At 55.6% G+C, this 12812-nt stretch carries 13 protein-coding genes; 10 read left to right on the top strand and 3 right to left on the bottom strand.

What is annotated here, in order from left to right; genetic code table 11:
* The first annotated feature begins 166 nt into the window (after positions 1–166).
* The 7 genes from aspS to HBM95_13720 all read left to right on the top strand — a co-directional run bounded on the left by aspS (position 167) and on the right by HBM95_13720 (position 6074).
* On the top strand, positions 167–1939 hold the full coding sequence (gene aspS / locus HBM95_13750) for an aspartate--tRNA ligase (GenBank protein NIH43993.1): 1773 nt from the start codon (positions 167–169) through the stop codon (positions 1937–1939).
* 1 nt (position 1940) lies between these two features.
* Positions 1941–2384, top strand: a complete 444-nt coding sequence (gene nudB, locus HBM95_13745; GenBank protein ID NIH43992.1) for a dihydroneopterin triphosphate diphosphatase — start codon at positions 1941–1943, stop codon at positions 2382–2384.
* Between the two features lie 27 nt (positions 2385–2411).
* Positions 2412–3152, top strand: coding sequence for a YebC/PmpR family DNA-binding transcriptional regulator (locus HBM95_13740; GenBank protein NIH43991.1), 741 nt, complete (start codon positions 2412–2414; stop codon positions 3150–3152).
* Between the two features lie 34 nt (positions 3153–3186).
* A complete protein-coding gene (ruvC, locus tag HBM95_13735; protein NIH43990.1) occupies positions 3187–3708 on the top strand; it encodes a crossover junction endodeoxyribonuclease RuvC in 522 nt (173 codons plus the stop codon).
* An 80-nt stretch (positions 3709–3788) separates the two neighbouring features.
* Positions 3789–4403: a Holliday junction branch migration protein RuvA gene (gene ruvA / locus HBM95_13730; protein NIH43989.1), complete on the top strand. Its 615-nt coding sequence runs from the start codon at positions 3789–3791 to the stop codon at positions 4401–4403.
* An 8-nt stretch (positions 4404–4411) separates the two neighbouring features.
* Positions 4412–5422 carry a Holliday junction branch migration DNA helicase RuvB gene (ruvB, locus tag HBM95_13725; protein NIH43988.1) on the top strand — a complete coding sequence of 337 codons (1011 nt, stop codon included), beginning with the start codon at positions 4412–4414 and terminating at the stop codon, positions 5420–5422.
* 196 nt (positions 5423–5618) lie between these two features.
* Complete coding sequence (locus HBM95_13720) at positions 5619–6074, top strand: hypothetical protein (protein NIH43987.1); 456 nt, start codon at positions 5619–5621, stop codon at positions 6072–6074.
* A gap of 141 nt (positions 6075–6215) precedes the next feature.
* Here HBM95_13720 and znuB read toward each other — a convergent pair whose 3' ends face one another.
* Both znuB and znuC read right to left on the bottom strand, forming a co-directional pair.
* Positions 6216–7004, bottom strand: coding sequence for a zinc ABC transporter permease subunit ZnuB (gene znuB / locus HBM95_13715; protein NIH43986.1), 789 nt, complete (start codon positions 7002–7004; stop codon positions 6216–6218).
* On the bottom strand, positions 7001–7756 hold the full coding sequence (gene znuC / locus HBM95_13710; protein NIH43985.1) for a zinc ABC transporter ATP-binding protein ZnuC: 756 nt from the start codon (positions 7754–7756) through the stop codon (positions 7001–7003). Before znuC ends, znuB begins: the two co-directional genes overlap by 4 nt.
* A 77-nt stretch (positions 7757–7833) precedes the next feature.
* Here znuC and znuA point away from each other — a divergent pair, with 77 nt between their 5' ends.
* From znuA to lpxM, 3 genes are all read left to right on the top strand, one after another.
* Entirely contained in the window at positions 7834–8778 is a 945-nt protein-coding gene (gene znuA, locus HBM95_13705; protein ID NIH43984.1) for a zinc ABC transporter substrate-binding protein ZnuA, read from the top strand.
* Between the two features lie 15 nt (positions 8779–8793).
* Positions 8794–10113: a murein DD-endopeptidase MepM gene (gene mepM / locus HBM95_13700; GenBank protein ID NIH43983.1), complete on the top strand. Its 1320-nt coding sequence runs from the start codon at positions 8794–8796 to the stop codon at positions 10111–10113.
* Between the two features lie 119 nt (positions 10114–10232).
* Entirely contained in the window at positions 10233–11204 is a 972-nt protein-coding gene (lpxM, locus tag HBM95_13695; GenBank protein NIH43982.1) for a lauroyl-Kdo(2)-lipid IV(A) myristoyltransferase, read from the top strand.
* Between the two features lie 43 nt (positions 11205–11247).
* On the opposite strand, the gene pyk is transcribed toward lpxM, so the two are convergent.
* A complete protein-coding gene (gene pyk / locus HBM95_13690; GenBank protein ID NIH43981.1) occupies positions 11248–12690 on the bottom strand; it encodes a pyruvate kinase in 1443 nt (480 codons plus the stop codon).
* Between the last annotated feature and the right edge of the window lie 122 nt (positions 12691–12812).

The following is a 12812-nucleotide window of genomic DNA, read 5'->3' as shown; positions in this document are numbered from 1 at the left end:
AAGAGTGCAGCAAACGACCGTCTGGCGGTGGTTCGCTCTTATCGTCCGGCGGAATTTCCAGTATAATAGCCGCCTTTTTTCATCCAGTTGTGACATACAGAAAGCTGCGACATAGTAGCCTGCATACCAGGCGACATTTAGCCTGCGGCTAATTAAGGGATATCTCATGCGTACAGAATATTGCGGGCAGCTGCGTCAGTCCCACGTCGGACAGCAGGTTACCCTGTGTGGTTGGGTCAACCGTCGTCGTGATCTTGGTAGCCTTATCTTCATCGATATGCGCGACCGTGAAGGTATCGTTCAGGTGTTCTTCGACCCGGATCGCGCCGAAGCGCTGAAGCTGGCCTCCGAGCTGCGTAATGAGTTCTGCATTCAGGTCACCGGCACCGTGCGTGCGCGTGACGAGAAAAATGTTAACGCAGACATGGCGACGGGGGCCATCGAAGTGCTGGCGTCCGATCTGGTTATCATCAACCGTGCCGAAGCGCTGCCGCTGGATTCCAACCACGTCAACACTGAAGAAGCGCGTTTGAAATACCGCTACCTGGATCTGCGTCGTCCGGAAATGGCCCAGCGCCTGAAAACCCGTGCGAAAATTACCAGCCTGGTGCGTCGCTTTATGGATGACCACGGTTTCCTCGATATCGAAACCCCGATGCTGACCAAAGCCACGCCGGAAGGCGCGCGCGATTACCTGGTGCCATCCCGCGTTCATAAAGGCAAATTCTACGCGCTGCCGCAGTCACCGCAGCTGTTCAAACAGCTGCTGATGATGTCCGGCTTCGATCGCTACTATCAAATCGTTAAGTGCTTCCGCGACGAAGACCTGCGCGCTGACCGTCAGCCCGAATTTACCCAGATCGACGTGGAAACCTCCTTCATGACCGCCGAACAGGTGCGTGAGGTGATGGAAGCGCTGGTGCGTAGCCTCTGGAACGACGTGAAAGGCGTTGAGCTGGGCGATTTCCCGATTATGACCTTCGCCGAAGCGGAACGTCGCTACGGCTCCGACAAACCAGACCTGCGTAACCCGATGGAGTTGGTGGACGTGGCTGATCTGGTGAAAGCCGTTGAGTTCGCGGTATTCGCGGGCCCGGCTAACGATCCGAAAGGCCGCGTGGCGGCCCTGCGCGTACCGGGCGGTGCGGCGCTGAGCCGTAAGCAGATTGATGACTACGGCAACTTTATTAAGATCTACGGCGCGAAAGGTCTGGCCTATATTAAAGTGACCGAGCGTGCGAAAGGTCTGGAAGGGATCACCAGCCCGGTGGCGAAGTTCCTGAACGCGGACATCGTGGAAGCGATCCTTGAGCGCACCGGCGCGCAGGATGGCGACATGATCTTCTTCGGCGCAGACAACAAGAAAGTCGTTGCGGATGCGATGGGCGCGCTGCGTCTGAAACTCGGCAAAGACCTGAACCTGACCGACGAAACTAAATGGGCGCCGCTGTGGGTTATCGACTTCCCAATGTTTGAAGACGACGGTGAAGGCGGCCTGACCGCGATGCACCACCCGTTCACCTCGCCGAAAGACATGACGGCGGCAGAGCTGAAAGCGGCTCCGGAAGACGCGGTTGCGAATGCCTACGACATGGTTATCAACGGCTACGAAGTGGGCGGCGGTTCCGTGCGTATTCACAGCGGTGACATGCAGCAGACCGTGTTCGGCATTCTGGGCATTAACGAGCAGGAACAGCGCGAGAAGTTCGGCTTCCTGCTGGACGCCCTAAAATACGGCACGCCGCCGCACGCGGGCCTGGCCTTCGGTCTCGACCGTCTGACCATGCTGCTGACCGGCACCGATAACATTCGTGATGTTATTGCCTTCCCGAAAACCACTGCCGCAGCGTGTCTGATGACCGAAGCGCCAAGCTTTGCCAACCCGGCTGCGCTGGCCGAGCTGGGCATTGAAGTGGTGAAGAAGGAAGAGAAAAACTGATATGGCATATAAGCTTCCCGTTTCTGTCCTGGTGGTCATTTATGCAGAAGACACGAAGCGGGTGCTGATGTTGCAGCGGCGTGACGATCCTGATTTCTGGCAGTCGGTTACCGGCAGCCTGGAAGAGGGGGAGACCGCGCCGCAGGCCGCCGCGCGTGAAGTAAAGGAAGAGGTCACCATTGATGTTGCTCATGAGCAACTGACCCTGAAGGACTGTCAGCGCACGGTGGAGTTTGAAATTTTTAGCCATTTACGTCATCGCTATGCGCCGGGCATTGAGCGCAATACGGAGTCGTGGTTCTGTCTCGCGCTCCCCCATGAGCGGGAGATCGTGTTTACCGAACACCTGAACTACCGCTGGGTAGATGCGGCGGATGCCGCCGCGCTGACCAAGTCGTGGAGCAACCGGCAGGCGATTGAAGAATTTGTAATTAACGCGGCCTGAGAAGGCGCGATTTTTGGAGAACTTTTTATGGCAGGTCATAGTAAGTGGGCCAACACCAAGCACCGCAAAGCGGCACAGGATGCCAAGCGCGGTAAGATCTTTACCAAAATTATTCGCGAGCTGGTGACAGCGGCGCGTCTGGGCGGCGGCGATCCGGCTTCTAACCCGCGTCTACGCGCTGCGGTGGATAAAGCGCTGTCTAACAACATGACGCGTGACACCCTGAACCGTGCTATCGCACGTGGCGTCGGCGGTGATGAAGACGCGAACATGGAAACCATCATTTATGAAGGTTACGGCCCTGGCGGTACTGCGGTGATGGTTGAGTGTCTGTCCGACAACCGTAACCGTACCGTTGCGGAAGTGCGCCATGCGTTCACCAAAACCGGTGGCAACCTGGGCACTGACGGTTCTGTAGCTTACCTGTTCAGCAAAAAAGGCGTCATCTCCTTCGAGAAAGGCGACGAAGATGCGATCATGGAAGCTGCGCTGGAAGCGGGTGCGGAAGACGTGGTGACCTACGATGATGGCGCCATTGACGTTTACACCGCCTGGGAAGAGATGGGCGCCGTGCGCGATGCGCTGGAAGCCGCGGGCCTGAAAGCGGACAACGCTGAAGTCTCAATGATCCCGTCTACCAAAGCGGACATGGATGCGGAAACCGCACCGAAACTGCTGCGTCTGATCGACATGCTCGAAGACTGCGACGACGTGCAGGAAGTGTACCATAACGGTGAAATCTCTGATGAGGTTGCAGCGACTCTCTGATGAGAGCCTGTAAACCGTTTACGGGAGACGCGTGATGTCGATTATCCTCGGGATTGACCCCGGCTCGCGCGTCACCGGCTATGGCGTTATCCGTCAGGTGGGACGCCAGCTAACCTACCTCGGCAGTGGCTGTATTCGTACTAAAGTGGACGATCTGCCGTCGCGCCTGAAGCTCATCTACGCAGGCGTGTCGGAGATCATCACCCAGTTTCAGCCGGACTATTTCGCCATCGAGCAGGTCTTTATGGCGAAAAACGCCGATTCAGCGCTAAAGCTGGGTCAGGCGCGCGGTGTCGCCATCGTCGCTGCCGTAAACCAGGATTTGCCGGTGTTCGAGTACGCCGCGCGTCAGGTTAAGCAGACGGTAGTGGGGATTGGTAGCGCGGAGAAAAGCCAGGTGCAGCACATGGTGCGTACCCTGCTGAAGCTTCCCGCGAACCCGCAGGCCGACGCAGCCGATGCGCTGGCGATTGCGATTACCCACTGCCACGTCAGCCAGAACGCGATGCAGATGAGCGAGTCGCGGCTCAACCTGGCGCGAGGCAGGTTACGATAATCAGAAATCAGGCTGGATGTTTATCCAGCCTTTTTTTATTATGTCGGCAGTTAATTTCTTCCAGAACGCAGGAGCGTCACGTGATAGGCAGACTCAGAGGCATCATCATTGAAAAACAACCCCCGTTAGTGCTGATGGAAGTGGGCGGCGTGGGCTATGAAGTCCATATGCCGATGACCTGCTTCTACGAGCTGCCGGACGCGGGCAAAGAGGCGGTTGTCTTTACTCAGTTTGTGGTGCGTGAAGATGCTCAGCTGCTCTACGGCTTCAACAACAAGCAGGAACGCACCCTGTTCCGCGAACTGATTAAAACCAACGGCGTCGGGCCGAAGCTGGCGCTGGCGATTTTGTCCGGTATGTCAGCCCAGCAGTTTGTGAATGCCGTTGAGCGCGAAGATCCTGCGGCGCTGATTAAGCTTCCGGGTATCGGTAAGAAAACCGCAGAGCGTTTGATAGTCGAAATGAAAGACCGCTTTAAAGGTCTGCACGGCGATCTGTTCACCCCGGCGGCCGATTTGGTTCTGACCTCCCCGGGCGCGCCTGCCTCTGATGATGACGCCGAGCAGGAAGCGGTTGCCGCGCTGGTGGCGCTGGGCTATAAACCTCAGGAGGCCAGCCGCATGGTGAGCAAAATTGCCAAACCGGATGCCAGCAGTGAAACCCTGATTCGTGAAGCGCTGCGCGCAGCATTGTGAGGTAAAGGATGATTGAAGCAGATCGCCTGGTATCGGCAGGCACCCTTCAGGCAGAAGACGTGGTGGATCGCGCGATCCGCCCTAAGCTGCTTGATGAGTATATCGGCCAGCCGCAGGTACGTTCCCAGATGGAGATTTTCATCCAGGCGGCAAAGCTGCGCGGCGATGCACTCGATCACCTGCTGATTTTTGGCCCGCCGGGGTTAGGGAAAACCACCCTGGCGAATATCGTCGCCAACGAAATGGGCGTTAATCTGCGCACCACCTCCGGCCCGGTGCTGGAGAAAGCGGGCGATCTGGCGGCGATGCTGACCAACCTTGAACCGCATGACGTGCTGTTTATCGACGAAATCCACCGCCTGTCTCCGGTAGTGGAAGAGGTGCTCTATCCGGCGATGGAAGATTACCAGCTGGATATCATGATTGGCGAAGGCCCGGCCGCGCGCTCTATCAAAATCGATCTTCCTCCGTTTACCCTGATTGGCGCAACGACCCGTGCCGGGTCGTTAACCTCTCCGCTGCGTGACCGCTTCGGTATCGTTCAGCGTCTGGAGTTTTATCAGGTGCCGGACCTGCAGCATATCGTTGGCCGTAGCGCGCGCTATATGGGGCTGGATATGAGCGAAGAGGGCGCTTTTGAAGTGGCGAAGCGTTCGCGCGGGACGCCGCGTATCGCCAACCGCCTGCTGCGTCGCGTGCGTGACTTTGCCGAAGTGAAGCATGATGGCACCATTTCGGCAGAGATTGCCGCCCAGGCGCTGGATATGCTTAACGTCGATGCCGAAGGCTTTGACTATATGGACCGCAAGTTGCTGCTGGCGGTGCTGGATAAGTTCTTTGGTGGCCCGGTTGGCCTGGATAACCTGGCGGCGGCGATCGGTGAAGAGCGTGAGACGATTGAAGATGTGCTGGAGCCGTATCTGATCCAGCAGGGCTTTCTGCAGCGCACGCCGCGTGGTCGAATGGCGACGGTGCGGGCTTGGAATCATTTTGGTATCACCCCACCGGCAATGCCGTAACGATGAGCAGGCGGATGTTAAATTCCGCCTGCGACGCTGACCGATTATTCACCTCATCCGATTTTCCCATCAATATTATTTTGGATAAATTTATCATCCATATCATTTGAGATAATTCACTCATTTTATCTACTATGAATTTATAGCGATACCCTAGCTATAAATGAATTTAATTTACCCTATCAGGAATAACAAAATGAAATTAATGAAGGCAATATCTATTGCCGCTCTGACTATGGCGGCTATATCTGGCGTAGCGAATGCCGCTATTTCAGGAACCCAAACATGGAAAATGGTAGATCAGAGACTTGAAAATACCAGTAACGGACAAAAACTGTGTATGACTGGCGTTGGCCTGGAGCAGGCGACGATGGAAGAGTGTGGTTCTAATCCAGATATGCAGAATATACGTGAGGCCAATTTCGCTCTTGGTGGGACTCTGATACTGGATGAACATCCATATTATGCGTTCGGACCAATAGATAATAAAATATATTTAGTCCAAAATGACACTTCCGCGCCTCATTGGAACCATGTTAACGGACAGATGATAACAGCTGATTATGATGGTCATGAGAAATGTCTTGATATTGAAGGCGGTATAAACGTCCCTGGCGCCAAATTGTATTTAGCAACTTGTACCAATAAATAAAATAAGCACCGATAATTTCATCGGTGCTTATTTACGTGTGCGCCCGACATGGGCGCACTCCTGCGGGTGGAAGTTTCGCCATGTGTTGATCACAGCACATGAAGCGAAACGCCACCCTCTGTGGTGGTGGTAATCGCTTATTCAGGCATTCGGTTGTTTTTTCATCATACTAAAAATAAACAACACCGCCGCACACAACACCACCGACGGCCCCGCAGGCGTGTCATAGAATGCCGAAAAGGTTAACCCGCCCGTTACCGCAATCATCCCGATAATCACGGCCACGCCGGCCATCTGCTCCGGCGTGCGGGCAAAACGACGTGCCGTGGCGGCAGGGATAATCAGCAGCGACGTAATAATCAGCGCCCCGACAAACTTCATCGCCACGCCGATGGTTAATGCCGTCACCAGCATCAGCAGCAGCTTAACCCGCTGCAGCTTCACGCCGTCGACGAAGGCCAGGTCCGGGCTGACGGTCATTGCCAGCAGGTTACGCCACTGCCAGAGCAGAATACCGAGTACCACCACCACCCCGATGGCGATGGAAATTAAATCTTCCGGCGTCACGGCAAGCAGATCGCCAAACAGATAGGCCATCAGGTCGACGCGGATATTCGACATCAGGCTTACCACCACCAGACCCAGCGAGAGCGCGCTGTGGGCCATGATGCCAAGCAGCGTATCAATGGCGAGGTGCGGACGTTTCTCCAGCCAGACCAGCCCGGCTGCCAGCAGCAGGGTGACAACAATCACCGCGTAGAAGGGATTAACGTCCAGCAGTAAACCAAAAGCCACGCCCAGCAGGGAGGCGTGCGCGAGGGTATCCCCGAAATAGGACATTCTGCGCCATACCACAAACGAGCCGAGTGGACCCGCGGCGCAGGCAAGCATAATCCCGGCCAGCCAGCCGGGCAGTAATAGTTCAATCATGAGTGTCCATTTCCCCGGCGCAGGACAATTCGTCCCTGTAAATCATGGCGGTGATTATGATGATGACGGTAAATACCCAGCTGTTCAGCGCCGCGAGGGCCAAACATGGAGATAAATTCCGGGTGCATCGAGACCACTTCAGGCGTGCCGGAGCAGCAAATATGATGGTTAAGGCACAGCACTTCGTCCGTTTTCGCCATCACAAGATGGAGATCGTGGGAGACCATCAGCACGGCGCAGTTCAGTTCGCGACGCAGCTGGTCGATCAAATCATAAAGCGCGACCTGACCATTAACGTCCACACCCTGGGTTGGCTCATCAAGCACCAGCAGCTGCGGGCTGCTCAGCAGCGCACGGGCCAGCAAAACGCGCTGCGTCTCACCGCCGGACAGCTTTTGCAGCGGTGCGTCGATAAGATGGCCCGCCTGCACGCGTTTCAACGCCGGGAGAATATCGGCTTTACGCGTGCCGGGGCGCAGGCGCAGAAAGCGACTTACCGTCAGCGGCAGGGTGGCGTCCAGGTGTAATTTTTGCGGCACGTAGCCGATCCGCAATTTTTCCTCGCGCGTAATCACACCTTCGTCCGGTGTTACCAGACCCAGCACCACACGTACCAGAGTGGATTTACCAGCGCCATTGGGGCCGAGCAGCGTTAAAATTTTGCCGGGCTTGAGATCCAGCGATACGTCAGAGAGGACGCGGCGCTGGCCGAATGAGACCGAAATATTATCGAGAGAAACCAGTGTCGTCATGTCAATTTAAGCTTGAAGAAGTCAACGGATGTTATAATATCACATTCCACGCATTCACTACGATGATTAGTCGCATTATGTTACATAAAAATACGCTTCTTTTCGCAGCATTATCCGCTGCCCTTTGGGGAACAACCGCACAAGATGTTAACGCTGCCGTTGTCGCTTCGCTTAAACCGCTTGGATTCATCGCATCGGCCATTGCCGATGGCGTAACGGAAACCCAGGTTCTGCTCCCGGATGGTGCATCCGAGCATGACTATTCCTTACGCCCGTCAGATGTAAAACGCTTGCAAAACGCGGACTTAGTTGTCTGGATTGGTCCGGAGATGGAAGCGTTTATGCAGAAATCGGCCAAACAGATTCCAGGCGAAAAACAGGTCGCGATTGCCGGGCTTTCCGGCGTGAAACCGCTGCTCATGAAAGGGGCGGATGACGACGGTGACGAACACGATCATCACGCTGCAGAGGGTGAAAAAGGTGATGGCGATCACCATCACGGCGAGTACAACATGCATCTCTGGCTTTCCCCAGAGATAGCGCGGCTTTCAGCGGTTGCAATCCATGACAAATTAGTGGAACTTATGCCGCAAAGTCGAGCCAAACTAGACGCCAACCTGAAGGATTTTGAGGCACAATTAGCCGCAACCGATAAGCAGGTGGGTAATGAGCTCGCACCGTTGAAAGGAAAAGGGTATTTCGTTTTTCATGACGCCTACGGCTACTACGAAAAACACTATGGTTTGACCCCGCTTGGGCACTTTACCGTCAACCCTGAAATTCAACCTGGTGCGCAGCGTTTACATGAAATCAGAACACAGCTGGTTGAGCAAAAAGCAACGTGCGTTTTTGCTGAGCCACAGTTCAGGCCAGCGGTCGTAGAAGCCGTGGCCAGGGGAACATCCGTGCGCATGGGAACCCTTGACCCGCTAGGTACGAACATCCAGTTGAGCAAAGCGAGCTATTCGCAGTTCCTCAGCCAACTGGCGAACCAGTATGCGAGCTGCCTGAAAGGAGATTAACGAGGAAGTGAATACGTGCAACAGATAGCCCGCTCTGTCGCCCTGGCATTTAACAATCTGCCTCGACCCCACCGCGTTATGCTGGGGTCGCTTACAGTTCTCACTTTAGCGGTCGCCGTCTGGCGGCCCTATGTTTACCACCCGAGTTCTGCCCCTATCATTAAGACCATCGAGCTTGAAAAGAGCGAAATTCGTTCTTTGCTGCCTGAAGCCAGCGAGCCTATCGACCAGGCCGCTCAGGAAGATGAAGCCATCCCGCAGGATGAGCTGGACGATAAAACCGAGAACGAAGCGGGGATCCACGAATACGTTGTCTCTACCGGTGACACGCTGAGCAGTGTGCTCAACCAGTACGGTATCGACATGGGCAATATCAGCCAGCTGGCGGCTGCGGATAAAGACCTGCGTAACCTGAAAATCGGGCAACAGCTCTCCTGGACATTAACGGCGGATGGTGATCTCCAGCGTTTGACCTGGGAAATGTCCCGCCGCGAAACCCGCACCTACGATCGCACTGCAAACGGTTTCAAAATGACCAGTGAACTGCAGAAGGGCGACTGGGTGAACAGCGTGATGAAAGGTACTGTGGGCGGAAGCTTTGTTTCCAGCGCCCGTGATGCCGGCCTGACCAGCGCTGAAATCAGCGCGGTGATCAAAGCCATGCAGTGGCAGATGGACTTCCGCAAGCTGAAGAAAGGCGATGAGTTCTCCGTCCTGATGTCCCGCGAAATGCTGGACGGCAAGCGCGAGCAAAGCCAGCTGCTGGGCGTGCGTTTGCGCTCTGAAGGCAAAGATTACTACGCTATTCGCGCTGAAGACGGCAAGTTCTATGACCGCAGCGGTACGGGACTTGCGAAGGGCTTCCTGCGTTTCCCGACGGCGAAACAGTTCCGTGTCTCTTCTAACTTCAACCCGCGTCGTCTGAACCCGGTTACCGGGCGCGTTGCGCCACACCGCGGGGTAGACTTCGCGATGCCGCAGGGTACGCCCGTGCTGTCGGTGGGAGATGGTGAAGTGGTAATGGCAAAACGCAGCGGTGCAGCGGGTTACTACGTGGCTATCCGTCACGGTCGTACCTATACCACCCGCTATATGCACCTGCGTAAACTTCTGGTCAAACCGGGCCAGAAAGTGAAACGCGGCGACCGTATCGCGCTTTCCGGCAACACCGGACGCTCTACCGGCCCACACCTGCACTATGAAGTGTGGATCAACCAGCAAGCCGTGAACCCGCTGACGGCGAAACTGCCGCGCACCGAAGGCCTGACAGGTAAAGATCGCTCCGATTACCTGGCGCAGGCGAAAGAGGTGATACCGCAGCTGAGCTTAAACTAAGCCTTTGTTGTGTGAAAAAAGCCGGTGTCAGTATGCACCGGCTTTTTCTTTTGTGCGTGGGCGACTGCCTCGCTACACTATCTGAATAATTTTTTGCGTCACCAGACCCTGGAACCAGCATGGAAACAAAAAAAAATAATATTGAATACATTCCTGAGTTTGAAAAATCCTTTCGCCACCCGCGCAACTGGGGCGCCTGGCTGGGGGTTTACACCTTTGCGGGCATCGCTATGCTGCCTGCCGCACTGCGCGATCCTGTTCTGGGGAAAATTGGCCGTCTGGCCGGACGTATAGGTAAAAGCGCGCGTCGTCGTGCGCAGATCAACCTCTATTACTGTTTTCCTGAAAAAAGCGATGCCGAGCGCGAGGCCATCATCGATGCGATGTACACCACCGCACCGCAGGCCATGGCGATGATGGCGGAGCTGGCTCTGAAAGGTCCGGAAAAAATCATCGAGCGCGTTGACTGGAAAGGGCTGGAAATCATCGACGAAATGCGTCGCAATGACGAAAAGGTGATTTTCCTCGTTCCTCACGGTTGGGGCGTCGACATTCCGGCGATGCTGATGGCCTCTCAGGGCCAAAAGATGGCGGCCATGTTCCATAACCAGGGCAATAAAATCTACGATTTTGTCTGGAATACCGTACGCCGTCGTTTTGGCGGACGTTTGCATGCGCGAAACGATGGTATTAAGCCGTTTATTCAGTCCGTACGTCAGGGGTACTGGGGCTACTATCTGCCGGATCAGGACCACGGACCCGAGCATAGCGAGTTTGTCGACTTCTTCGCTACCTACAAAGCAACGCTCCCCGCGATTGGCCGCCTGATGAAGGTCTGTCGCGCTCGCGTGATCCCGCTCTTCCCGGTTTACGACGGTAAAACGCATCGTCTGAGCATTGAAGTCCGTCCGCCTATGGACGATTTGCTGACTGCGGACGATCGCACCATCGCACGTCGTATGAATGAAGAGGTGGAACTGCTGGTGGGGCCGCATACCGAACAGTACACGTGGATACTGAAGCTGCTGAAAACGCGGAAGCCGGGAGAGACGGAACCCTATAAGCGTAAAGAGCTCTACCCGAGGAAATAAAATACAGTCACCCCTCTCCCCATAGGGGAGAGGGGATCAGATCTTACTCTACGGTCAGTACGCGAGTGGTGTTGGTTGAGCCGATGGTGCTCATCACGTCACCCTGGGTCACGATGACGATATCACCGGACACCAGGTAACCTTTATCGCGCAGCAGGTTTACGGCATCGTGCGCGGCAGCTACGCCGTCATTGGTGCTGTCGAAATGTACCGGCGTCACACCGCGGTAGAGCGCCGTCAGGTTCAGCGTACGCTCGTGACGTGACATGGCGAAGATCGGCAGGCCGGAGCTGATGCGAGAGGTCATCAGCGCGGTGCGGCCAGATTCGGTCATGGTGATGATCGCCGTAACGCCTTTCAGATGGTTGGCCGCGTACATGGCGGACATTGCAATCGCTTCTTCCACATTGTCGAACTGGATATCCAGACGGTGCTTGGAGACGTTAATGCTTGGGATCTTCTCCGCGCCCAGGCAGACGCGCGCCATTGCGGCCACGGTTTCTGCCGGATACTGGCCCGCCGCGGTTTCCGCAGAGAGCATGACCGCATCGGTCCCGTCCAGCACGGCGTTAGCCACGTCCATGACTTCCGCACGGGTTGGCATTGGGTTGGTGATCATGGATTCCATCATCTGGGTGGCGGTGATCACCGCGCGGTTCAGCTGACGTGCGCGACGAATCAGCGCTTTCTGGATACCGACCAGCTCAGGGTCGCCGATTTCCACGCCCAGATCGCCACGGGCAACCATCACCACGTCAGAGGCAAGGATCACATCGTCCATGGCATCCTGATCGCACACAGCTTCCGCGCGTTCAACCTTAGCGACGATTTTGGCATCACAGCCTGCGTCGCGGGTCAGGCGGCGCGCATAGTTCAGATCTTCGCCACAGCGTGGGAAAGAGACCGCCAGGTAGTCAACGCCGATCTGGGCCGCGGTTACGATGTCCGCTTTGTCTTTCTCGGTCAGGGCTTCCGCAGAGAGGCCGCCGCCCAGTTTGTTGATGCCTTTATTGTTGGAGAGCGGGCCGCCGACGGTGACTTCGGTGAACACCTTCATCCCCTGAACTTCCAGAACCTTCAGCTGGACGCGACCGTCGTCGAGTAGCAGGATATCGCCAGGCACCACGTCAGCCGGCAGGCCTTTATAGTCGATCCCGACTCTCTCTTTGTCGCCTTCGCCTTTGCCGAGGTTGGCATCCAGCAGGAATTTGTCGCCGATATTGAGGAAAACTTTACCTTCTTTAAAGGTTGATACACGAATTTTTGGACCCTGCAGGTCGCCGAGGATTGCGACGTGGCGGCCCAGCTTAGCGGCGATCTCACGCACTTTATCGGCACGCAATTTATGGTCTTCTGGCGTACCGTGAGAAAAGTTCATACGCACCACGTTGGCGCCAGCGGCGATAATTTTTTCGAGATTATTATCGCGATCGGTGGCCGGGCCTAAGGTGGTTACGATCTTGGTTCTGCGAAGCCTTCTGGACATGTAATACTCCGTTGACTGAAACAACTTTGGTGTTGCGTGAACATAGAATCGGCCTTCATCTGCCGCAAGGCAGCAAAGAGGGGACCGAATGCCGAAAATCATTACATCGTAATTATTGGTTA

It is taken from the genome of Enterobacter asburiae (genome assembly GCA_011754535.1).
GTDB lineage: Bacteria > Pseudomonadota > Gammaproteobacteria > Enterobacterales > Enterobacteriaceae > Enterobacter > Enterobacter cloacae_N.
The sequence above is the reverse complement of the archived record's forward strand: the minus strand, read 5'-3'. Positions and strand labels throughout refer to the sequence as shown.